The 23,736-nt window shown below is 69.4% G+C and carries 20 protein-coding genes; 8 read left to right on the top strand and 12 right to left on the bottom strand.

Going from position 1 to position 23,736, the window contains the following annotated elements; all coding sequences use genetic code 11:
• Nucleotides 1-23: 23 nt before the first annotated feature.
• Genes N1032_RS05580 through dut form a run of 4 tightly spaced genes read right to left on the bottom strand, consistent with a single transcriptional unit; the run spans nucleotide 24 to nucleotide 4,291 of the window.
• Nucleotides 24-2,405, bottom strand: a complete 2,382-nt coding sequence (locus tag N1032_RS05580) for an HAD-IC family P-type ATPase (protein ID WP_259538020.1) — start codon at nucleotides 2,403-2,405, stop codon at nucleotides 24-26.
• Nucleotides 2,406-2,436: 31 nt separating this feature from the next.
• On the bottom strand, nucleotides 2,437-3,177 hold the full coding sequence (locus tag N1032_RS05575; protein ID WP_259538019.1) for a DUF3159 domain-containing protein: 741 nt from the start codon (nucleotides 3,175-3,177) through the stop codon (nucleotides 2,437-2,439).
• Nucleotides 3,174-3,836 carry a DUF3710 domain-containing protein gene (locus N1032_RS05570; RefSeq protein ID WP_259538018.1) on the bottom strand — a complete coding sequence of 221 codons (663 nt, stop codon included), beginning with the start codon at nucleotides 3,834-3,836 and terminating at the stop codon, nucleotides 3,174-3,176. Before N1032_RS05570 ends, N1032_RS05575 begins: the two co-directional genes overlap by 4 nt.
• A complete protein-coding gene (dut, locus tag N1032_RS05565; RefSeq protein ID WP_259538017.1) occupies nucleotides 3,833-4,291 on the bottom strand; it encodes a dUTP diphosphatase in 459 nt (152 codons plus the stop codon). The genes N1032_RS05570 and dut overlap by 4 nt, the downstream gene beginning before the upstream one ends.
• Before the next feature lie 39 nt (nucleotides 4,292-4,330).
• Here dut and N1032_RS05560 point away from each other — a divergent pair, with 39 nt between their 5' ends.
• Nucleotides 4,331-4,786 (top strand): DUF3093 domain-containing protein, encoded by a 456-nt coding sequence (locus tag N1032_RS05560; RefSeq protein ID WP_259538015.1) that lies wholly within the window; start codon nucleotides 4,331-4,333, stop codon nucleotides 4,784-4,786.
• A 35-nt stretch (nucleotides 4,787-4,821) separates the two neighbouring features.
• Here the strand turns inward: N1032_RS05560 and N1032_RS05555 are convergent, their stop codons facing one another.
• The gene (locus N1032_RS05555) at nucleotides 4,822-5,115 is read right to left on the bottom strand and encodes a DUF4193 domain-containing protein (RefSeq protein ID WP_022897746.1); all 294 of its coding nucleotides are present in this window, start codon (nucleotides 5,113-5,115) and stop codon (nucleotides 4,822-4,824) included.
• Nucleotides 5,116-5,316: 201 nt separating this feature from the next.
• Here N1032_RS05555 and sepH point away from each other — a divergent pair, with 201 nt between their 5' ends.
• A complete protein-coding gene (gene sepH / locus N1032_RS05550) occupies nucleotides 5,317-6,498 on the top strand; it encodes a septation protein SepH (protein WP_259538014.1) in 1,182 nt (393 codons plus the stop codon).
• A 36-nt stretch (nucleotides 6,499-6,534) separates the two neighbouring features.
• Here sepH and N1032_RS05545 read toward each other — a convergent pair whose 3' ends face one another.
• Nucleotides 6,535-7,680 carry an alkaline phosphatase family protein gene (locus N1032_RS05545; RefSeq protein ID WP_259538013.1) on the bottom strand — a complete coding sequence of 382 codons (1,146 nt, stop codon included), beginning with the start codon at nucleotides 7,678-7,680 and terminating at the stop codon, nucleotides 6,535-6,537.
• An 87-nt stretch (nucleotides 7,681-7,767) separates the two neighbouring features.
• On the opposite strand from N1032_RS05545, the gene N1032_RS05540 reads away from it, so the two are divergent.
• Nucleotides 7,768-10,233 (top strand): DNA gyrase/topoisomerase IV subunit A, encoded by a 2,466-nt coding sequence (locus tag N1032_RS05540; protein ID WP_259538012.1) that lies wholly within the window; start codon nucleotides 7,768-7,770, stop codon nucleotides 10,231-10,233.
• Nucleotides 10,234-10,376: 143 nt separating this feature from the next.
• Here the strand turns inward: N1032_RS05540 and N1032_RS05535 are convergent, their stop codons facing one another.
• Nucleotides 10,377-10,610, bottom strand: coding sequence for a DUF7455 domain-containing protein (locus N1032_RS05535; RefSeq protein WP_259538011.1), 234 nt, complete (start codon nucleotides 10,608-10,610; stop codon nucleotides 10,377-10,379).
• A gap of 211 nt (nucleotides 10,611-10,821) precedes the next feature.
• Here N1032_RS05535 and N1032_RS05530 point away from each other — a divergent pair, with 211 nt between their 5' ends.
• Both N1032_RS05530 and N1032_RS05525 read left to right on the top strand, forming a co-directional pair.
• Nucleotides 10,822-12,909, top strand: a complete 2,088-nt coding sequence (locus N1032_RS05530; protein ID WP_259538010.1) for a DNA gyrase/topoisomerase IV subunit B — start codon at nucleotides 10,822-10,824, stop codon at nucleotides 12,907-12,909.
• Between the two features lie 100 nt (nucleotides 12,910-13,009).
• The gene (locus N1032_RS05525; RefSeq protein WP_259538009.1) at nucleotides 13,010-14,041 is read left to right on the top strand and encodes a cell wall-binding repeat-containing protein; all 1,032 of its coding nucleotides are present in this window, start codon (nucleotides 13,010-13,012) and stop codon (nucleotides 14,039-14,041) included.
• A gap of 32 nt (nucleotides 14,042-14,073) precedes the next feature.
• Here N1032_RS05525 and N1032_RS05520 read toward each other — a convergent pair whose 3' ends face one another.
• The 5 genes from N1032_RS05520 to N1032_RS05500 form a co-directional block, all read right to left on the bottom strand.
• On the bottom strand, nucleotides 14,074-14,823 hold the full coding sequence (locus N1032_RS05520) for a type 1 glutamine amidotransferase (RefSeq protein ID WP_259538008.1): 750 nt from the start codon (nucleotides 14,821-14,823) through the stop codon (nucleotides 14,074-14,076).
• A complete protein-coding gene (locus N1032_RS05515) occupies nucleotides 14,823-16,151 on the bottom strand; it encodes a MurT ligase domain-containing protein (protein WP_259538007.1) in 1,329 nt (442 codons plus the stop codon). The genes N1032_RS05520 and N1032_RS05515 overlap by 1 nt, the downstream gene beginning before the upstream one ends.
• 4 nt (nucleotides 16,152-16,155) lie before the next feature.
• Complete coding sequence (locus N1032_RS05510) at nucleotides 16,156-17,454, bottom strand: RNA polymerase sigma factor (RefSeq protein ID WP_259538006.1); 1,299 nt, start codon at nucleotides 17,452-17,454, stop codon at nucleotides 16,156-16,158.
• 204 nt (nucleotides 17,455-17,658) lie between these two features.
• On the bottom strand, nucleotides 17,659-18,975 hold the full coding sequence (locus tag N1032_RS05505; protein ID WP_259538005.1) for an MFS transporter: 1,317 nt from the start codon (nucleotides 18,973-18,975) through the stop codon (nucleotides 17,659-17,661).
• 116 nt (nucleotides 18,976-19,091) lie between these two features.
• Nucleotides 19,092-20,030: a proteasome assembly chaperone family protein gene (locus tag N1032_RS05500; protein WP_259538004.1), complete on the bottom strand. Its 939-nt coding sequence runs from the start codon at nucleotides 20,028-20,030 to the stop codon at nucleotides 19,092-19,094.
• Nucleotides 20,031-20,134: 104 nt separating this feature from the next.
• On the opposite strand from N1032_RS05500, the gene N1032_RS05495 reads away from it, so the two are divergent.
• From N1032_RS05495 to N1032_RS05485, 3 genes are all read left to right on the top strand, one after another.
• Nucleotides 20,135-21,655: a leucyl aminopeptidase gene (locus N1032_RS05495; protein WP_259538003.1), complete on the top strand. Its 1,521-nt coding sequence runs from the start codon at nucleotides 20,135-20,137 to the stop codon at nucleotides 21,653-21,655.
• A gap of 94 nt (nucleotides 21,656-21,749) precedes the next feature.
• The gene (gene lpdA, locus N1032_RS05490; protein ID WP_259538002.1) at nucleotides 21,750-23,123 is read left to right on the top strand and encodes a dihydrolipoyl dehydrogenase; all 1,374 of its coding nucleotides are present in this window, start codon (nucleotides 21,750-21,752) and stop codon (nucleotides 23,121-23,123) included.
• Between the two features lie 50 nt (nucleotides 23,124-23,173).
• Nucleotides 23,174-23,736, top strand: a 563-nt coding sequence (locus tag N1032_RS05485; RefSeq protein ID WP_310795926.1) for a biotin/lipoyl-containing protein, incomplete at its 3' end; no start/stop codon positions are given.

Genomic DNA, 23,736 nt, shown 5'->3' with positions numbered 1-23,736 from the left:
ACGTCGAGATAAATATACCACTCTCATTCGCGATCGAACACGAGTCCCCGACGGCGGGCGAGCCGGTACCATCCCTCGACCCCGAGCGCCCCGGCGACGCCGACCCCGACGGCATAGACGGATGCCGGCACACTGGTGATCTCGAGGGCGAAGAAGTCGCGGGCGAACGGCACCACGAACGCCAGCACGAAGGCGCTCGTCACGGCGCCGACCAGCACGAGCCGCCAGCGCGTGAGCGGCCGGGCGAGCACGCAGAGCACCCACAGCGACACCAGGAACAGGGTGACCGTCGCGAGGCTCCGCGCCTGGCTGAGCGGCAGCAGCGACCGCAACACGATGAAGCTCGCGATGCAGGCGGCCGACGCGATGAGCCCGGTGGGGATCGAGAAGCTCAGGATGCGCCTCAGCACCCCGGGGTGATAACGGCGGGCGTTCGGGGCCAAGGCCAGGAAGAACGACGGGATGCCGATGGCGAGCGACGACACGAGCGTCATCTGCCGGGGCAGAAACGGGAACTTCCACAGCAGCATGGCGCTGACGAGGGCGAGCACGATGCCGTAGACGGTCTTGGTGAGGAACAGGTTCGACACCCGCTCGACGTTGGCGATCACCCGCCGGGCATACGACAGCACGGTCGGCAGGCGGTCGAACCGGCCCTCGAGCAGCACGATGCGCGAGACCGCACGGGTCGCGGCCGTCGCGTTGCCCATGGCGATGCCGAGGTCGGCGTCTTTGACCGCCATGGCGTCGTTGACGCCGTCTCCGGTCATCGCCACGACGTGGCCCTGCTGCTGCAGCGCGTGCACGACGGTGCGCTTCTGTTCGGGCGCCACGCGGCCGAACACGCTCGCGCCGGCGAGGGCCCCGATCACTGCCTCCGCGCCGTCGAGAGAGCTCGCGTCGATGGCGAGGGATCCGAGCCCGAGTTCGCCGGCGATCGTTCCCACGGTCACGGGGTTGTCGCCCGAGAGCACCACGACCCGCACGCCCTGCTGGTCGAAGTAGTCGAGGGTCGGCCGCGCATCCGGTCGCACCGACTCGTGGAAGACGGCGATCGCGGCGGGCCGGAACTCGCCGTCGGGCGTCACGGTGTCGGTGTAGTCGGACGCCGTGCCCGTGCCCCGGCCGAGCGCGAGCGCGCGGCGCCCGTCGGCGGCGATCGTCATGGCGGCGTCGAGGTGGCCGGGCCACGCGGCGAGCAGCCGCTCGGGCGCCCCGAGCAGCCAGGTCTGCCGCTCGCCGGCCCGGTCGAAGGTGACGGCGCTGAAGGCGCGGCGGGAGTTGAACGGCAGCCGCTCGATCAGCACGGCGTCGGTCGCGACGAAATGCGGCCGCAGCGCGAGGGCGGTCTGGTTGGCGGCGACGTCGTTCGCGATCAGCCCCAGCACCGTGTCGAGCTCGTCGTCGCGGAATGTCGCATCGAGGGTCACCAGCCGCTCGAAGCCGATCTCGCCGGTGGTGAGGGTTCCGGTCTTGTCGAGGCACAGCACGTCGACCCGCGCGAGCACCTCGACCGCCGCGAGCTCCTGCACGAGCACCTTCTGCCGCCCGAGCTGGATCACGGCCACCCCGAACGCCAGGCTGGTCAGCAGCACGAGCCCCTCGGGGATCATGCCGACGACGCTCGCCACCGTGTCGAGCGCGGCGAGGCGCCACGATTCGAGCGACACGGTGTCGAGCCCGCTCGCTCCCCCGTAGGTGAACACCCGGCCGACGATCACCACGGCGATGACGGGGATGAGGATCCAGGTGAGGTACACCAGGATGCGGGTGGTCGCGGCCCTCAACTCGGAGTGCACCAGGGTGTGCCGTTTGATCTCGCGGGTCAAGGTGTTGGCATAGGAGCGCTCGCCGACCGCCACCACCCGCGCCTCGGCCGTGCCCGACACCACCAGCGAGCCCGACAGCAGGGTGTCGCCGGGGCGTTTGGCGACCGGCTCCGACTCCCCCGTCAGCATCGATTCGTCGAGCAGCAGGTCGGCGACGCTGTCGATCACCGCGTCGGCCGTCACCTGGTCGCCCGGTCGCAGCAGCAGCAGGTCGTCTTGCACCACCTGTTCGGGCGCGATCACCATCACCTCGCCACCGCGCCGCACGGCCGCCTCGGGCGCCGCGAGCAGCGCGAGCTTCTCGAGGCTCGCTTTCGCCCGCAGCTCCTGCACGATGCCGATCAGCGAGTTGACGATCACGATGCCGAAGAACAGACCGTCGCCGAGATCGCCGAGCAACGCCACGGCCACGAAGCAGACGGTGAGGATCGCGTTGAAGAAGGTGAAGATGTTCTCGCGCAGAATGCTCGCCACCGATCGCGACGTCGCATCGGAGCTGACGTTGGTGAGCCCACGGGCGACCCGGTCGGCGACCTCGGCCTCGGAGAGACCGCCGTTCACGCCCGCATCGCCCACGCCGCAGCCGCTCCGTCGATCTCGCGGGCGGTCAGCGGATGTCGGCGGAGCGCTCGGCCGTGGGTTTGGCGTAGGCCGCACGCACGAGCAGCCAGGTCACCCAGAGCAGCGCGGCATACAGCGGCACACCCATGATGAGCTTCACCGAGCCGAGCAACTCGGTCTGGCCGGCGAAGTAGAGCGGCAACTCGAACGCGAGCCGTGCGGCGAACAGTCCCACCCAGCACCAGGTCGCGACGAGCACCACGCGGAACTTCGCCTTGTCGGTGCGGTAGCCGTTTCCGTCACCGGCGAGAAGACCCACGACGATGCCGATGAACGGCCGCCTCGCGATCAGCGAGATCAGCAGGATCACCAGGCACACGCAGTTGATCACGATGCCCACGACGAAGTTGTCTTCGGCCCGGCCGGTGAACAGGGCGAGACCGGCCGAGATGCCCACGCCGAGCAGTCCGGCCACGGCGGGCATCACGGCACTGCGGGTCGCCAGGCGCACGATCACGAACACGACCGAGAGGGCCACCGGTGCGGTCACGGCGAGCACGAGGTTCTTCGAGAAGGTGAAGATCACGAGAAAAGCGAGCCCCGGCAGAATCGACTCGATGAGACCCCGGATGCCGCCGATCGCCTTGAGCAACGACGCACCGGTCGGCGTCTCACCCGGCGCGACCTGCCCGATGCCGGCGTTGCGCGCCGCCTGGGCGAAGGCTTCGGAGAAGGTCGGGGCGGATGCCGCCGGCTCCTCGGGAGGCTCGTTCTGCGGTGTCGTCACGGAGTCGCCGTCTGCGCGCCGCCGGTCGCCGCGGTCTTCGGGATGGTGAGCGGGATCAGGTCGCGCGGCGGCATCGGCGACGAGCCGCGAACGACGACCACGCTACGGAAGAGGTCTTCGACCGCGGTCTGCGCCGCGGGATTGGTGAGCGCCTCGCCGGCGATCACACCGCGCAGCAGCCACCGGGGGCCGTCGACGCCGATGAACCGCGCCATCCGAACGCCCTGGCTGCCGTCGGGCGCCGTGGCCGGCACGCCGGCGATGAGCTCGGGGCCGAACGGCCCGGGCTGCACCGTGCTCTTGCCGCCCTGCTTGAGGATCTGGTCTTCGATCTGCTCGCGGATCTCGTGCCACAGGCCGGTCGACCGGGGCGCGGCGAACGCCTGCACCTGCAGGGTGGAGCCGGCGTAGTCGAGGCCCACGGCCACCACGCGGTTGGTGCCTTCTTCGACCTCGAGCCTCAGGTGGAGGCCCTCGCGGGGAAGGATCTTCACTCCGCCCAGGTCGACGTAGGGCCGGGCCGGGTTGGCCTCGGTGGCGTCGAACGGACCTTCGGTGGCGCGCTCGGGCGGCGCGCTCTTGGCGTCGCGGTCGGCGGCCGGCTGCACCTCCAGGTCGTCGGGCTGCTGGTCGTCGGGCACGATCTCGTTGTCGCTCATGACTGGTTTCCGTTCGTTGGCGACGAATATCCGGTGGAGCCGAAGCCGCCCTCACCGCGATGGCTCCCGGGGAGCGTCTCGACGGGGACGAACACGGCTCGCGTCACCGGCATCACGATCAGTTGCGCGATTCTGTCGCCGACGCCGATATCGTACGGCACCGAACTGTCGGTGTTCAGGAGGGCGACCTTGATCTCGCCGCGGTAGCCGGCATCCACGGTGCCCGGGGCGTTCACCACGGTGATGCCGTGCTTGCTCGCCAGCCCGCTGCGGGGCACGACGAAGGCGACGTAGCCGTCGGGCAGCGCGATCGACACGCCGGTGCCCACGGTGCGGCGTTCGCCGGGCCCGAGAGTGAGGGCCTCGGTGGAGAGCAGGTCGGCCCCCGCGTCGCCCGGATGCGCGTAGGCGGGCACGTTCTGTGCGGTGATGAGGATCTCGACAGAAGAAGTCACGAGTCGAGGGTAGTGCAGAAAGAATGATCGAATAGAGCCATGTCGCACTATCGGGAGAGGCTCTCTCCTTCGCTCTGGGTCTTGCTCTCGACCGCGCTGGTGCTGCCGGCGAGCATCGTCGTGTTCGCCCCGATCGGCGACGGCTCGGGCTGGCTGGTGGGCGCCGGGGTGGGTGTGGTGCTCTACGGCGGGCTGCTCGTGCTGCTGATCGGGCTCGCCCCGGTGCTCGACGTCGAGAACGGCACGGTGCGCGTCGGGCGCGCCACGATTCCCGCCGCGCTCGTCGGTGCCTGCGAGGGCTACCGCGGCGAGGAGGCGACGACCCAGCGCGGGCGCTCGCTCGACGCCCGGGCCTATCTGTGCATCCGGGGCTGGATCGACCCGGTGGTGAAAATGGAAATCGCCGATCCGCAGGATCCGACACCCTACTGGTTGGTGTCGACCCGGCGTCCCGGCGAGTTCATCGATGCGGTGACGGCGGCCCGCCGGGCGTGAGCCCGCGGCCGGTCGTGCCACTCACGAGGGGTGCGTTATGAGGCGCACTCCACGCAGATGGCTCCGAGCTTCTCTTCGTGATCGATCTGCGAGCGGTGCTTCACCAGGAAGCAGCTGATGCAGGTGAATTCGTCGGCCTGCGGAGGCAGGACGACAACGTCGAGGTCGAGATCGGAGAGGTCGGCGCCGGGCAGTTCGAAACCACCCGGGTTGTCGGCGTCATCGACATCTACGACGCCGGACATCTTGTCCGGAACTCGCTCCTTCAGCGCTTCGATCGAGTCGGAGTCGTCATCGGTCTTACGCGGTGCGTCGTAATCAGTCGCCATGCCCATCCACTTCTTGAATACAGCCCATTAACGAAATCGGCGGCGTTAGTTTGCATCAAACGGGCAGGAATAGCAAACCGCCGCATGAGCATCAAATACTCATGCCGCCATCAACTTGCGGCACGCCCAGAACATTCCCCGGATCAGGGGCTCTCCCGTGTCATCCTCTAAGCGGACAGTGACCTCTGGAGGCCTTTCACCATGCAGGATTTGACGGTAATCGGAGTCGAGAACGGTGCGTTGCTCGTCTCGAGTGACGGCGGCGAACGTTTTCGCATCGTCATCGACGAACTTCTCCAATCCCGGCTCCGTCAGGGCATCGCGTCCGCCCAGGGCGGAAAGAAGGTCTCGCCGCGCGAGATCCAGACCCATATCAGGGCCGGCCTGTCGGCTTTCGAGGTGGCTGAACTCACCGGCGCCTCGGTCGACTACGTCGAACGCTTCGAGGGCCCGGTGGTGGCCGAGCGCCAGTTCATCGTCGATTCGGCCCTGCGCGTCGCCGTGCAGCCCACCACTCCCGCCGACCCGCTCGGCGAAGAACCCCTCTCGACCTTCGGCGACGCGCTCGACGAGCGTCTCGAAGGTCTCGACGCCCGCGACGTGCGCTGGGCGAGCTGGAAAGACGAGACCGGGTGGATCGTGAAGCTCACCTTCACCTCGCGCGAGATCGACCACGACGCTCGCTGGCAGTTCGACCCGAAGCGTCACGTGCTCAGCCCGCTCAACAGCGAGGCCACCACGCTCTCGCGCCACGGCGAGCTCACCGAGGGCCTCATCCCGCGGCTGCGGGCCGTCTCGAACTCCTCCGAGGTCGATGCCGCCCGCTTCGACAGCGGCGCCTTCGCGTCGGTCGAGCGAGCGCCCGAGCCCGAGCCGGTCGTCACGCCGGCACCGGATGCCGCGGCCGAGGCCGAGGCAGAACCCGAAGCGCCGGCGCAGCCCGTGGTCGAGGTGCCTGCGGCATCCGCTCTTCCCGCCCGCCCCAGCCGCGAGCACGGCCGGCCCTACGACGGTTTCGCCATCAAGCGCGCGCCCGACACCGCCGACACGAACGACCACAACCAGACCGCCGATCTGCTCGAGGCGCTGCGGCGCCGGCGCGGGGAGCGTGAGGCCGCGTCGTTCGACCCCCAGCCCGAGGAGCCGACCATCTTCGGCGGCCCGCGCGCCGTGGCCGAGCCGTTCGACACCCCGCTCGAGGGCCTCGAGACGGAATTGATGGCGCCGCCCCGGTCGGAGTCGGGCGCGCCCGGCTCAGCCGCGCAGGGTTCGGGCGGGCAGGGGTCCGGCTCCCGCCAGAGTTCGCCGAAACGTCAGCGAGCCGCGATGCCGAGCTGGGACGAGATCGTCTTCGGCGCGCGGTCCGACGACGACCCGGCCTGAGCGCGCCGCCATACGTCGGGCCCACCAGAACCGCGGTTAGAGCCGGTAGGCGCCCTCGCGCAGCAGGGGCACCATCGTCTCCTCGGGCGTGAGCGAGCCGTGCTGGCCGATCATCGACTGGCCGGTCGTGTCGCCCCCGCGCCCGTCGTAGTAGGCCACGAGCTTGCGGGCCGCCACGATGACGTCGCCGATGCGCGGCTCGACCTCGGGGTCGACCGGTCCGAACCAGCCGGCGTCGATCGCCTCGGCGCGGGTGGCGATCCAGGCCCGGCCGCCTTCGCGGGCGCGCCAGGCCTCGGCCAGGCGGTCGGCGGCATCCGGAGCGGCGTCGGGCTCGAGGTAGAGCTGCACGCACCGAGGGTCTCCCCCGACATGCGCCACCTGGGCGACGAGCGCCTCGTCGTCGCCGAACAGGATGTGGCCGCTCGGCGGCACGTCGACCACGCCGTGATCGGCGGTGAGCAGCATCCCCTCGTCGCGGCGGAGCGTCGACGAGAACCGGCCGAACTCGGCGTCGAGGGTTTCGAGGGTGGTGAGCCAGCGGTCTGATTCCCAGCCCTTGGCGTGCGAGATCTGGTCGAGTTCGGGAACGTAGAGGTAGACCAGGCGCTTGCCGCCCCCATCGAACAGGCGTCGCGCCGCGGCGAACCGCTCGGCGATCGTGCCGGCGGCCACGTAGTCGGCGCCGCGGAGGATGGCGTGCGTGAGCCCGGAGTCGGCGTACTTGCCGGGGCCGACCGTGTTCGAGGGGATGCCGGCCTCGGCGAGTTGCTCGAACACCGTGGGCAGACGCTGCCAGGTGGCCGGGGGCATGTCGGCCGACCAGCCCGAGAGCTGGTTCACCACCCCGCCGGCGGCCGGCACGAGGGCGGTGTAGCCCACGATGCCGTGCTCACCGGGCCGCCCGCCCGTGGCGAGGGTCGCGAGGGCCGCCGCCGTGGTGGTCGGGAACCCGCTCGTGATGGTGGACCGCTTGGTGAGCGCCCCCGCGAGCAGTCGCGCATGCCCGGCCCGGCCCCGCAGGGCGGCGGCACCGAGGCCGTCGACGAGCACCACGAGGGCGCGGTCGGCCGGCGGCAGCGCCAGGCGGTTGGTGCGGCCCGCGAGCGACAGCACGCAACTCGGCAACACGTCGGCGAGCGTCGGCTCGTCGGGCGTGCGCGTCGGTAGCATGGTGGACATTCGGCCAAGTCTGGCACACGACCCCGCACTCCGCTCCGACCACTCACCCGGTGCCGCCGGAGCGCGAAACGTTCGAGAAAAACAGGAATGACAGCAGCGAAGAACGAGCCCACCGAGACGACCGTCGAGAAGATCCTCGACGTCGACGTGTCGACCGAGATGCAGGACTCGTTCCTCGAATACGCCTACTCCGTCATCTACTCCCGGGCCCTGCCCGACGCGCGTGACGGCCTGAAGCCGGTGCAGCGCCGCATCCTCTACATGATGAGCGACATGGGGCTGCGGCCCGACCGCGGCCACGTGAAGAGCGCACGCGTGGTGGGCGAGGTGATGGGCAAGCTGCACCCCCACGGCGACTCGGCCATCTACGACGCCCTCGTGCGCCTGGCACAGTCGTGGACGATGAGGGTGCCGCTGATCGACGGCCACGGTAACTTCGGCTCGCTCGACGACGGCCCCGCCGCCTCGCGCTACACCGAGGCCCGCCTCGACGCCACCGCCATGACCATGGTGGAGGGCCTCGACGAAGACGTCGTCGACTTCGTGCCCAACTACGACAACCAGCTCACCCAGCCCGACGTGCTGCCCTCCGCCATCCCCAACCTGCTCGTGAACGGCACCACCGGCATCGCGGTGGGCATGGCCACCAACATGGCGCCGCACAACCTGATCGAGGTCGTTGCGGGCGCGCGGTATCTGATCGAGCATCCGGATGCCTCGCTCGACGATCTGATGTCGTTCATCCCCGGCCCGGACCTGCCGGGCGGCGGCACGATCGTGGGTCTCGCAGGCGTGCGCGACGCCTATGAGACCGGCCGGGGCAGCTTCAAGACCCGCGCCAAGGTGTCGATCGAGAACCTCAGCCCCCGCAAGACCGGCCTCGTGGTGACCGAGCTGCCCTACCTCGTCGGCCCCGAGAAGGTCATCGCCAAGATCAAAGACGGCGTCACCTCGAAGAAGATCCAGGGCATCAGCGACGTCACCGACCTGACCGACCGCACCCATGGGCTGCGTCTGGTCATCGGCATCAAGACCGGTTTCAACCCCGAAGCCGTGCTCGAACAGCTCTACAAGCTGACCCCGCTCGAAGACAGCTTCAACATCAACAACGTCGCCCTGGTCGACGGCGGGCCGCTCACGCTCGGGCTGCGCGACCTGCTCGTCGTCTACGTCAACCACCGCATCGACGTGGTCACCCGCCGCACCCGCTACCGCCTCGACCGCCGGCGCGAGCGCCTGCACCTGGTGGAGGGGCTCCTCATCGCCATCCTCGACATCGACGAGGTCATCCAGGTCATCCGCACGAGCGACGACACGGATGCCGCCCGCTCGCGCCTGATCGAGGTGTTCGAGTTGAGCGTGCTGCAGGCCGAGTACATCCTCGAACTCCGGCTGCGGCGACTCACCAAGTTCTCGCGCATCGAGCTCGAGTCGGAGCGCGACCGGCTGCGGGAGGAGATCGCGTTCCTCGAAGAGCTGCTCGCGAGCCCCGCCCTGCTGCGCAAGACGGTCTCCGACGAGCTCGACGAGGTGGCCGAGAAGTTCGGCACGCCCCGTCGCACGATGCTCACCGAGGCCCGTCCGTCGCTCGCGACCACCTCGAAGAAGGCGCAGCCCGTGCTCGAGGTGGCCGACGTGCCCTGCACGATCTACCTCTCGACCACCGGCCGGGTGGTGCGCGTCGATCGCGAAGACGGCGACGACGACCGCGCCGACGGCCCCGCCGTGAGCGTGCGCCGCAGCCGGCACGACGCCATCCGCAGCCAGGTCGACACCACCCGCCGCGGAGAGGTGGGCGCGGTCACCGACACCGGCCGGCTCATCCGGATGCCGGTGATGGACCTGCCCGCCGTGCCCGCGAACTCGGTGCAACTCGCCGCCGGTGTGAAGGTCGGCGACTACCTGGCCATCGACGGCAAGCGCGAGAAGATCGTGGGGCTCGTGTCGCTGGCCTCACCGGTGCCCATCGCCCTCGGCACGGCCCAGGGGGTCGTGAAGCGGGTGGCGCCTGGCGCCTACCCGGCGCGGCCCGACTTCGAGCTGATCGCCCTGAAGCCCGGCGACCGCGTCGTGGGGGTCGCTCAGCACTCCGACGACGACGAGCTCGTGTTCATCACCTCCGACGCCCAGCTGCTGCGGTTCTTCCAGGCCAGCGTGCGACCGCAGGGCACCTCGGCGGGCGGCATGGCCGGCATCAACCTCGGCTCCGGGGCATCCGTCATCTGGTTCGGTTCGGTTCCCGACGGCGAGGAGTCGGTCGTCGTCACCGTCTCGGGCAGCACGGCGACCCTGGCCGGCACCGACCCGGGTTCGGGCAAGGTCTCCGACTTCGCCGAGTTCCCGCCGAAGGGCCGGGCGACCGGCGGCGTGCGCGCCCACCGCTTCTTGAAGGGCGAAGACGTGCTCACGGTCGCCTGGGCGGGCCGTGCACCGGCGCTGGCGGTCGGCACCGACGGATCGGCACGCACCCTGCCCGAGGCCGGCGCCAAGCGCGACGCGTCAGGCGTCGCCCTCGGCGGCGTGGTGGGGTCGATCGGCGCCGCGCGCCTCTGACTGGCCGCCGCCCCGGCTATCGACACGGCCGCAAAGCATAACCGCGAGGCACGGCCGCCAGGCAACACCGGCGGCACGACGAAGGGCCCGCCCCGCGACTCAGTCGCGGTGCGGGCCCTTCGGCACGTCGTGCGTGAAGACTCTTACGGGCGGTCGTTCAGCTTGGCCGACTCGTCGTGCCAACCGGTGGCGACCTGAGAGAGCTTCTCCTGGTATTTGCGGCCGTGGTGGGCGCAGAACAACAGTTCTCCGCCGGACGGCATGTCGACCTTGATGTAGGCCTGCGCTCCACAGCTGTCACAGCGGTCGGCCGCTGTGAGCTGATATGCGTTCTCCAGATCGGAGACAGCGCTGGTTTCTGCGGCAACTGACTGCATCTTCGGCTCCTTAGCGACTCGAACGAGAACTGACTGGTAGACACATCCAATCACTCTTCTGTAACAGCCAGGCGTCAATCGCCCTGTGTTTCGCTGTGCGCGTACCGGGAATACCCGGTGGGTGTCGTGCGCCGGAGCGGGTGCCCGCGGCGGTTAGCCTTGGAGATCGAGGCCGCCCGTGCGCCCCGCTGCTCGACCCGAAGGAGACCCGGTGGCATCACCGTCCGACTACTCTGCCCGGCACCTGTCCGTTCTCGAAGGGCTCGAGGCGGTTCGCAAGCGGCCCGGCATGTACATCGGCTCCACCGACTCCCGCGGGCTCATGCACTGCCTCTGGGAGATCATCGACAACTCCGTCGACGAGGCGCTCGGCGGCCACGGCACCGAGATCGACGTGGTGCTGCACGGCGACGGCAGCGTCGAGGTGCGCGACACCGCGCGCGGCATCCCCGTCGACATCGAGCCGAAGACGGGTCTGTCGGGCGTCGAGGTGGTGTTCACCAAGCTGCACGCGGGTGGCAAGTTCGGGTCGGGCTCCTACGCGGCATCCGGAGGTCTGCACGGTGTCGGCGCGTCGGTCGTCAACGCCCTCTCCGAACGGCTCGACGTGGAGGTCGACCGCGACGGCAAGACCTGGGCGATGTCGTTCCATCGCGGTGAGCCGGGTGTGTTCGCCGACGGCACTAACCCCGCGAGCCCGGATGCGCCGTTCACGCCGTTCGAGAAGAAGAGCGAACTGCGCGTGGTCGGCAAGGTCGCCAAGGGCGTCACCGGCACCCGGGTGCGCTACTGGGCCGACCGGCAGATCTTCACCAAGGGCGCCGAGTTCCTCACCGACGACCTTCTCGTGCGGGCCCGGCAGACCGCCTTCCTCGTGCCCGGCCTCAAGATCGAGATCGACGACGACCGGGGCGAGCAGCGCGTGAGCGAGACGTTCCGGTTCGAGGGCGGCATCTCGGAGTTCGTCGAGCACCTCGCCGCGGATGCACCGCTCACCGACATCTGGCGCATCCAGGGGTCCGGGCAGTTCAAAGAAACCGTGCCCGTGCTCTCCGACGCGGGCGCCATGATCCCCACCGAACTCACCCGCGAGTGCACCGTCGACCTGGCGCTGCGCTGGGGAATCGGCTACGACACGGCCTTCAAGAGCTTCGTCAACATCATCTCGACTCCCAAGGGCGGCACCCATCAGGCCGGTTTCGAGACCGGGCTGCTGAAGTTCCTGCGCCAGACGGTCGAGGCGAACGCCCGCCGCCTCAAGGTCGGCAACGACAAGCTCGACAAAGAAGACGTGCTCGCGGGCCTCACGGCGGTGCTCACCGTGCGCCTGCCCGAGCCGCAGTTCGAGGGGCAGACCAAAGAGATCCTCGGCACGCCCGCCGTGCGCAACATCGTCTCGCAGGTGGTCACCAAGGGGCTCGCCGACCGGTTCGCGTCGCCCAAACGCGACGACAAGGCGCAGTCGGCGCTCGTGCTCGACAAGGTCGTGGCCGAGATGAAGTCGCGCATCTCCGCGCGCGCCCACAAAGAGACCCAGCGGCGCAAGAACGCCCTCGAGTCGTCGTCGTTGCCGGCGAAATTGGTCGACTGCCGGTCGTCTGACGTGGCGCAGAGCGAGCTGTTCATCGTCGAGGGCGACTCGGCGCTCGGCACGGCGAAGCTCGCCCGCAACAGCGAGTTCCAGGCGCTGCTGCCCATTCGCGGCAAGATCCTCAACGTGCAGAAGGCGTCGATCGCCGACATGCTCTCGAACGCCGAGTGCGCCTCGATCATCCAGGTCATCGGTGCCGGCTCCGGCCGCTCCTTCGACCTGCCGGCCGCGCGCTACGGCAAGATCATCCTGATGAGCGACGCCGATGTCGACGGGGCGCACATCCGCACCCTGCTGCTCACGCTGTTCTTCCGCTACATGCGGCCGCTGATCGAAGACGGCCGGGTCTATGCGGCCGTGCCGCCCCTGCACCGCGTGGTGGTGATGAACCCGGGTACCAAGCCGAACGAGACCATCTACACCTACTCCGAAGCCGAGCTGCAGGGCGTGCTCGCGTCGCTCAAGAAGTCGGGCCGCAAATACCAAGACCCCATCCAGCGCTACAAGGGCCTCGGCGAGATGGATGCCGACCAGCTCGCGTCGACCACGATGGACAAGCGCTACCGCACGCTGCGCCGCGTGGGTGTGGCGGATGCCGCCGTGGCCGAGAAGATGTTCGAACTGCTGATGGGCGACGAGGTGCCCCCGCGCAAGGAGTTCATCATCCAGGGCTCCGACAAGCTCTCGCGCGACCGCATCGACGTGTGATTATCTGAGCAATGCTCGACAAGGCATGAACGCATCGCTAGGCTGAGTGCGCTCCAGGGGGCCACTCACGGCGGGGAGCACCTCAGAGAAGAGAGCTCACATGCGTGTTCGAGCAGTGTCCGTGCTCGTCGCCGTCAGCACGGTGCTGTCGGCGTTGATCCCGGGCGTCGGTGCAGTGGCCGACCCTGTGGCCGACCCGGTGGCCGGCGACGGGTCGGGGTTGTCGGCGATCTCGGTGAGCCGCATCGCGGGCGTCGACCGCTTCGAGGAGGCGGTGCGCATCGCGCAGGCCACCAGGTCGCGAGCCGACGTGGTCTACCTGGCGACCGGCAACGACTTTCCGGATGCGCTGAGTGCCGGCCCGGCGGTGGTGCGGGAGCAGGGCGTGCTCTTGCTCGTGCCCTCCAGTGGGCTGACTGCCGCGATCACCGCCGAGCTGGTCTCGCTCGCACCGAAGCGCGTCGTGGTGGTGGGCGGGCCGGCAAGCATCCCCGATGCGGTGCTCGCCGACGTGCGCGCGGCGGCGAGCTCGGCCTCCGTCACACGCATCAGCGGCGCCGACCGCTATGAGGTGAGCCGTCGGATCACGGCTGCGGCCTTCCCGGCCATCGGCACTCAAGCGGGTTTCGTCGCCACCGGTTCCAAGTTCCCCGACGCCCTCTCGGCAGGGCCGGTCGCCGCGTGGTGGTATTCCCCACTCGTTCTCGTCGATGGAGCGGCCGCTTCGGCCGACGCACCCACGATCGCCACCCTGACCGCGCTGCGTCCGGCCTGGATCGCGGTGATCGGTGGCCCGGCTTCCGTCTCCGGAGGCATCGAAACCTCTCTCACGGCCATCCGGCCGGTCGACCGCTACCAGGGCGCCGACCGTTACGCGGTCTCGGTGGCGGTGAACGACCTGACCGGCGCCGACTTCGGCACCGTCTACTTCGCCACGGGGGCGAACTTCCCCGACGCTCTCGCGGGAGGTGTTCTGGCCGGCAGCAAGAGGAATCCGCTCTACGTGGTGCCGTCAGACTGCGTTCCGAACGACGTGCTCTCCCGGCTCGCGTCGCACGGCACGCGCAACGTCGTGCTGCTCGGAGGACCGGCGTCGCTCAGCCCCGCGGTCGAACGGCTGACGCCGTGCTGACGCCTTGCTGATGCCGTGCCGACGCGAAGGCGCTACTCGCTGAGCGGTGAGGCGGCGATGGTGCCGCGGGCGTGGCGGGCGCGCTCGTCGATCGAGCGCAGGGCCTCGGGGGCGGCATCCGTGTACTGCAGCCCGCGGCGGGAGCGCGCGGTGTCGAGCAGCGAATCGGCGAGACCTGGGTTGTTGGCCAGGATCGGGCCGTGCATGTGGGTGCCGAGCAGGTTGTCCTCCCAGAAGCCCTCCTCGCCGGGCGTCTCGGTGTTGCCGCGGCCGTAGACGACCCGGCCGAGCGTGCCGTGCGGGCCGACGTCGACGAAAGACCCGCGGTTCTCGAAGCCCACGACCGTGCCGAGGCGCGGCGACTCCACCACGAAGTCGCCGACCACTCGCGTGCCGCCGTGGCGGGTGGTGATCGGAAAGACGCCGGCGCCCTCGAGCACCTCTCCGCCTTCGAGGGTGATGCGGTCGCCGAGCAGTTGGAAGCCGGCGCCGATGGCGAGGAACGGCCGGCCGTCGGCGGCCAGCTGCTTCAGGTCGGGAGCGATCGCCAGAACGAGCGGATGCGCCAGCAGCTCGGCCGAGACCGGCCCGCTGCCGATGAATACCAGGTCGGCGTCGTCGAAGCGCAGCGGCGCGCCCCCGTCGTAGGCGATGACCTCGACCGGCAGGCCGCGCCACTCGCTGCGGAGCCGCAGGATGTCGACGTTGCCGCTCTCGCCGTTCAGGCCCAGCAGGCGCGGGAACAAGTGCAGGATGCGCAGTGTCTGCGGAGCGGCGGCCATCACGCGGCTCCCCCGCCCTCGAGCTCCTTGAAGCCCAGGATCTTGCGGATCAGCATCATCTGCTCGTAGTTCAAGATCATCACCTTGTGACCGCTTGCCGGGCGCGGCAGCGCCAGGAACTGCTTGAGGGCCGCCTTCACGTCGAGGTCGACGGCGACCACCGGGATGCCGAGGTAGCCGAACCGCACGGCGAACTGCCAGGCCTTCGAGCCGGTGATTCCGTCGACGTGGTCGAGGGCCGAGAAGTCGATGTCGTAGATCCACGACGGATCGGGCGTGCCCTCGTCGACCGCGAGGAAGACCTGCTCCGGCGCGGTCTCGAGCGAGTCGAGGTTGAGCTGCAGGCTGGCCGGGTTCTTCATCATGATGATCTCGATCTGCTCGCCCTCCACCTCGAGCAGCTCGCCGCGGCCGTAGACGGTCTCGAGCGTGTCGAGGGCTCGGCTGACGAGCTCGGGGCGGAACCGGTCGCCGAGCACGCTCCGCGCGGCCGCGGCGGCGCCGGCAGCGTCGAGCGCGTAGTGCATGCCCCGAGCCGGAAGGCGCACCTCGATCTCGGTGCGGGCGGCGGCATCCGTGTCGCCGTCGGGCGTGCCCACGGGGGTGATGGCCAGGGTGGCGCGAGCGCCGTCGAGGGCGACCACCTCGACCGCCGCTGGGCGAGACCCGGGAACAGCGGATGCCGCGCCGAACCGGTCGGCTGACGCCACGCCGTGGCTCGCCCCGTCGACGAGGCTCGGCACCCCGCCGAAGAACGAGACGGTGCGGGAGGGCCGGCCGGGGATCTGCGCGTCGAGGTCGACAAGGAAGTTGTCTTCGCGGTTGAGGATCAGCCCGTCGGTCGACGCGGCGGCCACCCTGCCGAGCATCGCGGCGACGCGGTCGGGCTCGTGGTAGCGGTTCAGCTGGTCGATCTGGATGTTGAGCAGCAGCACGGTCTTGGGCTTCAGAAGCTCGGCGAGCCGTGTGCCGTAGCCCTCGTCGATCTCGAGGATGGCGATGTCGGCGTCGAGGCGCCCGCTCACGGTGACCTCGGAGAGCAGCGCCGACGCGATGCCCTGCGGCAGGTTGCCACCCGACGGGTTGGTGAACACCTTCAGCCCGTGCGCACGGATGATGGCGGCCAGCATGTTGGTGGTGGTCGACTTGCCGTTCGAGCCCGACACGGCGACGACGCCGTCGGGGATCGACGCGATCGTGCGCTCGAGGAAGCCCGGGTCGATCTTGAGGGCGATGTTGCCGGGGATGGCCGAGCCGCCGCCGCGCAGGCGCGCGGCGACGCGAACGGCCCGCCCGACGAGCACGGCCGCGGTGGTGCGGATGGCCACCGGCCTACTCGAGGTAGTCGCGCAGCGACTGCGACCGCGACGGGTGGCGCAGCTTCGCCATCGTCTTCGACTCGATCTGGCGGATGCGCTCGCGCGTGACGCCGAAAGTGTCGCCGATCTGGTCGAGCGTCTTCGGCATGCCGTCGCCGAGGCCGAACCGCATGCGGATGACGCCGGCCTCGCGCTCGGAGAGCGAGTCGAGCAGCGACTCCAGCTGCTTCTGCAGCATGGTGAAGCCCACGGCGTCGGCCGGAACGACGGCCTCGGTGTCTTCGATCAGGTCACCGAACTCGCTGTCGCCGTCTTCACCCAGCGGCGTGTGCAGCGAGATGGGCTCACGGCCGTACTTCTGCACCTCGACGACCTTCTCGGGGGTCATGTCGAGTTCGCGGCTGAGCTCCTCGGGCGTGGGCTCGCGACCGAGGTCTTGCAGCATCTGGCGCTGCACGCGGGCCAGCTTGTTGATGACCTCGACCATGTGCACCGGGATGCGGATGGTGCGCGCCTGGTCGGCCATGGCGCGGGTGATGGCCTGGCGGATCCACCAGGTCGCGTAGGTCGAGAACTTGAAGCCCTTGGTGTAGTCGAACTTCTCGACCGCACGGATGAGGCCCAGGTTGCCCTCCTGGATCAGGTCGAGGAATTGCATGCCACGACCGGTGTAGCGCTTCGCGAGCGAGACCACGAGGCGCAGGTTCGCGCCGAGCAGGTGGCTCTTCGCGCGCTGACCGTCTTTGGCGACCCACTGCAGCTCGCGCTTCAGCGACGGGGTGAGGTTCTCGGTGTTCGCCAGCTTGTCTTCGGCGAACAGACCCGCCTCGATGCGCATGGCGAGCTCGACCTCTTCGGCCGCGTTCAGCAGAGCGACCTTTCCGATCTGCTTCAGGTAGTCCTTCACCGGGTCGGCGGTCGCACCCGTGATGGTGGTCGAGTAGACCGGCACGTCGTCTTCGTCGTCGACGAGCGACAGCACGAGCGCTCCCGTGGGCAGCGCCTCTTCGGCTACCGCGGGCTTCGCCACGGAGTCGTCGTCGGTGTCGGTGTCGGTGTCGGCCGTCTCGTCGTCGACGACGACCTCATCGACGACCTCGATCACGTCATCCGTGACCTCGACGTCGTCTTCGGGATCGATCTCGTCGGCGTCGCCGGCCTTGGCGGCCGCCTTGGTCGCCTTCTTGGGGGCTGCCTTGGCAGCGGTCTTCTTCGCCGGGGCGCGTTTGGCCGCGGGGGCCTTCGCGACCGACGCGACCTCGTCAGGCGCCGTTGCCTTCTCGAGGGTGTCTGCGGACTTGGGGGTGGCCATTAGTTCACCTTTCATGCCACGCGATCTCAGTGGGGAGAGTGACGATCCCCCGGCAAGACGCCGGACGCGTGAAGATGTTTTTGGACATTACTAAGACCCATGTCAAGTGCGGGATTTCTCGCGCCCGCAAGAGCGGTCGCATCCGTGCACAGGAACGGGTCTACATCATCAATTATTGCATGGAATGGGTGGGCCGCTTGCCGTTCACGCCCCCCGGCGCTTCCACGCTCTGTAGAGTGCAACCCAAATGGGGCCCACGGATATTCCCTCGTCCTCCTCGAGCTGGCGCCTGGTCTTTCGCCGTGCGAGAACGAGCATGACCACTCCGAAGCCGATGATGAGGTACTGCACGGCGAACGCCCGCCGGAACGCGTCGAGGTCGTAGAGGGTGGCGCTCACCCCGGCGTCGAACTGGGCGTCGAGCAGAACACCGATGACGAACATCGTGACGAAGCTCGCCGTGAAGCCACCGACGTTCACGATGCCGTTGGCCGACCCGAGCGACCGGATGGGGTTGAACGATCGCGCGAAGTCGAAGCCGATCAGCGAACCCGGGCCGCCGACGCCGAGGGCGATGACGAGCACGACGATCAGCCAGACCGGTGGCGTGCCGGGCCAGAGCAGCACGACGGCCCACACCAGTCCGAGCAGTGCCGTGATGCCGAGCACCAGATTGGAGCGCCGCAAGGGGAAGCGGGCCGTCAGGATGCCGAGCACGGGGCCGGCGACGAGGCCCGCGAGCACGATCAGCACGAGCAGGAACGACGCGAGCGACTCGTCGAAGCCGAGCGCCGACACCATGAACGGGAACCCCCAGAACAGCGCGAACACGGTGCCCGACGACTGCGTGGTGTAGTGCGACCAGAAACCGAGCTGCGTGCCCGGGCGCCGGAGGGTCTGGCCGAGGCCGTGCAGCGCCTCACGGATGGAGGCGGCGCGGGGAGGCTCGGCGACGTCGGCCGGCCGGTTGGCCAGCAGGATCACGGCCAGCACCAGGGCGACGAGCGACACCGCGGCCGCGGAGCTGAACGCCGCCGTCCAGCCGTTCTGGTGCAGGATCCACGCGAACGGCAGGGCGGAGAGGATCTGCCCGATGGCGCCGACGTTGCCGGTCCACTGCGAGAGCAGCGGAACCGTGCGGCCGCTGAACCAGGAGTTGATCAACCGGATCAGCGAGATGAACACGGCGGCGTCGCCCGCACCCACCAGGATGCGGCCGACGATCGCGATCGAGATGCTCGGCGCGAAGGCCAGCACGAGCTGACCCGCCACCATCACCGCGCTCCCCGAGACGATCAGCAGCTTCGGGCCGACCCGATCGATCAACAGACCGATCGGAATCTGCAGCCCGGCGTAGACGATCAGCTGCACCACGGCGAGACTCGACAGCAGCGCGGCCGAGGTGTCGAACCGGTCGGCGGCCGACACGCCGGCGACACCGAGCGTCGTGCGCTGGAGCACGGCAGCCATGTAGGCGAACACGCCGACGGCGAAGACGAGCCAGGATCGACGGGAGTTCACTGCCCCGAGTCTACCGGCGCGGCATCCGGAACCGGATCAGGCAGCCAGGTCGCGGGCTGTGGCGGGAGTCGCCGAGGCTGCGGCCCCGGTCGCGCGCAGAGCGGCGCCGGATGCGGTCAGAGCGGCCGGCCGTCGCCCGACGGGAAGTCGTCGCCCGGGCGGTTGCCGGCGAGGAAGCGCTCGAGTTCGTCGGCGATCTCGTCGGCCGACGGCAGTTCGCCGTCGACGTCGGTGAGGGGCGAACGGAGGCTCGTGCCCTCCATGTAGGTGTCGTGGCGCTCTTCGAGGGTGTGCACGAGACGGGCCAGCTCGGCGTTCGACTCGACCTGTTCGTCGATCTTGCCGGCGAACACGCGGCCCTCTTCGCGCAGCCGGTCGGTGGGGAAGATGAGCCCGGTCGCCGAGCTGATGCTCTCGAGGGCGACGAGCGCCGTAACTGGGTATTCGGTGTCGGCCAGGTAGTGCGGAACGAGCAGCACGAACCCGGCGATGGGGTGGCCGAGCTCCTGCAGGCGGTATTCCACCAGGTGCAGAGCGTTGGCCGGCGCCTGCGTGCTGGGGCGCCAGACCGACATGGCGTCGATGAGCTCGATGCGGTTGCCGCTGACCGTCACGCTGATCGGGCGCGTGTGCGGCACCGGCATGGGGATGGCGTGCACCCAGGTGGTGGTCTTGACGTGGAACAGCTGCACGAGCTCGATGACGGCGGCCGTGAACCGCTCCCACTGGAAGTCGGGTTCGAAGCCGTTGAGAAAGAGGAATCGCTGGCCGAGTTCGTCGGTCATCAGGTAGAGCCGCAGGGTCTGGGGCTCGTAGTCGCTCAGGTGGTCTTCGTCGAACGTGATGATCGGCCGGCGGGCGCGGTAGTCGAGCAGGGTGTCGGTGTCGAACTCGACGATTACCCGGTTGTCGAGGTTGTCGAGCAGGTATTCGCCCAGTTGACCGACAGCGCCCCCCGCGTCGGTGAAACCGGTGAGGGCCGCCACGAGGTTCAAACCGTCGGGAACGAGGCCTGCATCGGCCACGACTTCATAGAGTCCGCTCGGTTGTTCCATGCGACAACTCTAAACCGGCCGGTCGCGGGCGACCGGGTTCGCGTGGCATGCCGAGAGCGAACAGCAGTCGGGAATACCGGGGGCTGCGTCGATAGCATTGCCGGATGACTACGGCACCGATCACCCTGCGCTCCCCCGAAACCGCGTTCACCGGCGACGAGATCCTCGTGCTGGCGGGGGTGAAGTCGGGCGACGAGATCTCGGTGCGGAACGCGCACGGCACCCTCGGCGCCCTCGGCGAGGCGATCGCCGCGGGGCTTGCCGCGATCGGCTTCTCAGGCAAGAAGGATGAGCTCGTGCGCCTGCCGGCGCCGGGCGGCCTGACGGTCAAGAGCGTCGCGGTGGTCGGACTCGGCACGACCGAGCCCGGTGCCGACGACCTGCGTTACGCGGCGGGCGTCGCCGCCCGGCGCGTGCCCGGCCGCGACCGGCTGGTGATCGACCTCGACGCCGACGACGTCGCCGAGGTCGAGGCGATCGTCGAGGGCGCCGGTCTCGGGTCGTACGACTTCAGCGACTACCGCGGCACCGGAAGCCCGCGCGACGACGAGAGCGGCCCGCGCGAGATCGAGATCGTGGCGGCCGCGGTGCCGGCCGGCTCGGAGGCGGCGACGCGTGTGCTCGCCCGCGCCCGCGCATCCGTCGACGCCGTCGCCCTCGTGCGCGACCTCGTGAACATCCCGGCGCTCGACCTCTACCCCGAGGTCTTCGCCGAGCGGGTCGGCGCGCTCGCGGCCGACCGGCCGCTCGAGGTCACCGAGTGGGACTTCGACGCCCTCGTCGCGGGCGGATTCGGCGGCATCGCCGGAGTCGGGCAGGGCTCCACGCGCCTGCCGCGCCTGGTGCGGGTGGACTACTCCCCCGCCGGCGCCACGAAGCACATCGCGCTCGTGGGCAAGGGCATCACCTTCGACACCGGCGGGCTGTCGCTGAAGCCGCCGATCTCGATGATCGGCATGAAAGACGACATGGCCGGCGCCGCGACGGTGCTCGCGGCCGTGCTCGCCGCTGCCGACCTCGGGCTCGCCGTGCGCCTCACGGCGTGGCTGTGCCTGGCCGAGAACATGCCGTCGGGCGACGCAATCCGCCCGGGCGACGTGCTCACCATCCACGGCGGCCGCACCGTCGAGGTGCTGAACACGGATGCCGAGGGGCGCCTCGTGATGGCCGACGGGCTCGTGGCCGCGAGCGAGGAGAACCCCGACGCGATCATCGACGTCGCCACCCTCACCGGGGCCGCGATCGTGGCGCTCGGCAACCGCTACGTGGGAGCGATGGGAGACGAGGAGCTCACGGCGTCGGTCGTCGCGGCGGCACGCGAGGTCGGCGAGCCGATGTGGCCGATGCCGCTGCCGGCCGAACTGCGCCCGTTGCTGGCATCCGACATCGCCGACATCGCGAACGTGAAGCCCGGCAACACCGCCGGCGGCATGCTCGTGGCGGGCGTGTTCCTCGAGGAGTTCGTCGGCACCGACGCCGCGGGCGACAAGATCCCGTGGGTGCATCTCGACATCGCCGGACCGGCCCTCAATAAGGACTCGGGCTACGGATTCACCCCGAAAGGACCGACCGGAGTGGCCGTGCGCACGCTCGTCCGATTTGCCGAGCGCTACTCACGCGCGTAGTAAGGTCGTATGGGCGAAAAAATCTCGCCCATCTTCCGTCCTCCGTCGTGAGTCGATGGCGCAGGCGGATACTGATGCACGAGGGAGTTGCTTGGTGTCGGAACAGAATTTTGACATTGTGGTCCTCGGCGGCGGCAGCGGCGGCTATGCAGCCGCGTTGCGGGCCAGCCAGCTGGGATTCTCGGTGGCGATGATCGAAAAAGACAAAGTCGGCGGAACCTGTCTGCACCGGGGCTGCATCCCCACCAAGGCGTTGCTGCACTCGGCCGAGGTCGCGGATGTCTCGCGCGAGTCGGCGAAGTACGGCATCAACACCGACTTCCACGGCGTCGACATCGCGGCCGTCACCGCCTACCGCGAGGGCATCGTCTCGTCGAAGTACAAGGGCCTCGAAGGCCTGGTCAAAGCACGTGGCATCACGACGATCCTCGGCGAGGGCCGGCTCACGTCGCCGACCACCGTGCAGGTCGGCGACGACACCATCGTGGGCAAGAAGATCGTGCTGGCCACCGGCTCCTACTCGCGCACCCTTCCTGGCCTCGAGATCGGCGGCCGGGTCATCACCTCGGAGCAGGCCCTCACGCTCGACTTCGTGCCGCAGAAGGTCGTCATCCTCGGCGGCGGCGTGATCGGCGTCGAGTTCGCGAGCGTGTGGAAGTCGTTCGGCGCCGACGTCACCATCGTCGAAGCCCTGCCGCACCTGGTGCCCAACGAAGACGAGGCCATCAGCAAGCAGTTCGAGCGCGCGTTCCGCAAGCGCGGCATCGCCTTCAACCTCGGCACCCGCTTCTCGGGCGTCACGCAAGACGAGAACGGCGTCGTGGTCAGCCTCGAAGACGGCAAGACCTTCGAGGGCGAGCTGCTGCTCGTCGCCGTGGGCCGTGGGCCGTCGACGCAGGGACTCGGCTTCGAAGAGGCCGGCGTCACCGTCGACCGCGGCTTCGTCATCACCAACGACCGCCTCGAGACGAGCGTTCCCGGCGTCTACGCCGTCGGCGACATCGTGCCCGGCCTGCAGCTCGCGCACCGCGGGTTCCAGCAGGGCATCTTCGTGGCCGAGGAGATCGCAGGGTTGAACCCGCAGGTCGTCGAAGACGTCAACATCCCGAAGGTCACCTACTCCGACCCCGAGGTCGCCTCCGTGGGCCTGACCGAGGCGAAGGCGGCCGAGAAGTACGGCGCCGACGAGATCTCGAGCTACGACTACAACCTCGCCGGCAACGGCAAGAGCCACATCATCGGCACCACCGGATCGGTGAAGGTCGTGCGCGTCAACGACGGGCCGGTCATCGGTATCCACATGATCGGTGCCCGCGTGGGAGAGTTGATCGGAGAGGGTCAGCTGATCGTGAACTGGGAGGCATACCCGGAAGACGTGGCGTCGCTCATCCACGCACACCCCACGCAGAACGAGGCGCTCGGCGAAGCACACCTCGCTCTGGCCGGAAAACCCCTGCACGCCATCTAGTCCTGCCACTTCGGCAACAGTTACGAACGGTTTCATAAGGAGACAAGCTCATGAGCGAATCCGTCAACCTTCCCGCACTCGGTGAGAGTGTCACGGAGGGTACGGTCACCCGCTGGCTCAAGAACGTCGGCGACCGCGTGGAGGTCGACGAGCCTCTGCTCGAGGTCTCGACCGACAAGGTCGACACCGAGATCCCCTCGCCGGTGGCGGGGGTGATCGAGGCCATCCTCGTGCAGGAAGACGAGACGGTCGAGGTCGGCACCGCGCTGGTGACGATCGGTGACGGATCCGCCGCCGCGGCGCCTGCCGCGCCCGAGGCGCCCGCCGAGGAGAGCGCTCCGGCCCCGGCCGCCGCCGAGGCACCGGCCGCCGCTCCGGCGGCCGAACCGGCTCCTGCCGCTGCCGAGCCCGCTCCGGCGGCGCCGTCGGCCGAGCAGCCGGCGGAGGTCGTGACGCCGTCGACCGAGGCGCCCGCGCCGGCCGAAGCCGTTCCCGCCGCCGCTCCGGCGCCGGTGCAGGAGGCGCCCGTCGCCGCTCCCGAGCCCGCTCCTGTCGCTGCCGCGCCTGCCGCACCGGCCCCCGCCGCACCGGCGCCTGCCACCGCTCCGGCGCG

The organism is Herbiconiux daphne, from assembly GCF_024979295.1.
GTDB classification, from domain to species: Bacteria; Actinomycetota; Actinomycetes; order Actinomycetales; family Microbacteriaceae; genus Herbiconiux; species Herbiconiux daphnes.
This window is presented reverse-complemented; position numbering and strand designations above follow the sequence as displayed.

What these genes read in the sequence shown, in the direction of transcription:
- N1032_RS05570 (WP_259538018.1), bottom strand. Translation starts at nt 3,836, where the DNA reads ATGAGCGACAACGAGATCGTGCCCGACGACCAGCAGCCCGACGACCTG.
- N1032_RS05560 (WP_259538015.1), top strand. Translation starts at nt 4,331, where the DNA reads ATGTCGCACTATCGGGAGAGGCTCTCTCCTTCGCTCTGGGTCTTGCTC.
- N1032_RS05555 (WP_022897746.1), bottom strand. Translation starts at nt 5,115, where the DNA reads ATGGCGACTGATTACGACGCACCGCGTAAGACCGATGACGACTCCGAC.
- sepH (WP_259538014.1), top strand. Translation starts at nt 5,317, where the DNA reads ATGCAGGATTTGACGGTAATCGGAGTCGAGAACGGTGCGTTGCTCGTC.
- N1032_RS05545 (WP_259538013.1), bottom strand. Translation starts at nt 7,680, where the DNA reads ATGTCCACCATGCTACCGACGCGCACGCCCGACGAGCCGACGCTCGCC.
- N1032_RS05540 (WP_259538012.1), top strand. Translation starts at nt 7,768, where the DNA reads ATGACAGCAGCGAAGAACGAGCCCACCGAGACGACCGTCGAGAAGATC.
- N1032_RS05535 (WP_259538011.1), bottom strand. Translation starts at nt 10,610, where the DNA reads ATGCAGTCAGTTGCCGCAGAAACCAGCGCTGTCTCCGATCTGGAGAAC.
- N1032_RS05525 (WP_259538009.1), top strand. Translation starts at nt 13,010, where the DNA reads ATGCGTGTTCGAGCAGTGTCCGTGCTCGTCGCCGTCAGCACGGTGCTG.
- N1032_RS05520 (WP_259538008.1), bottom strand. Translation starts at nt 14,823, where the DNA reads ATGGCCGCCGCTCCGCAGACACTGCGCATCCTGCACTTGTTCCCGCGC.
- N1032_RS05510 (WP_259538006.1), bottom strand. Translation starts at nt 17,454, where the DNA reads ATGGCCACCCCCAAGTCCGCAGACACCCTCGAGAAGGCAACGGCGCCT.
- N1032_RS05500 (WP_259538004.1), bottom strand. Translation starts at nt 20,030, where the DNA reads ATGGAACAACCGAGCGGACTCTATGAAGTCGTGGCCGATGCAGGCCTC.
- N1032_RS05495 (WP_259538003.1), top strand. Translation starts at nt 20,135, where the DNA reads ATGACTACGGCACCGATCACCCTGCGCTCCCCCGAAACCGCGTTCACC.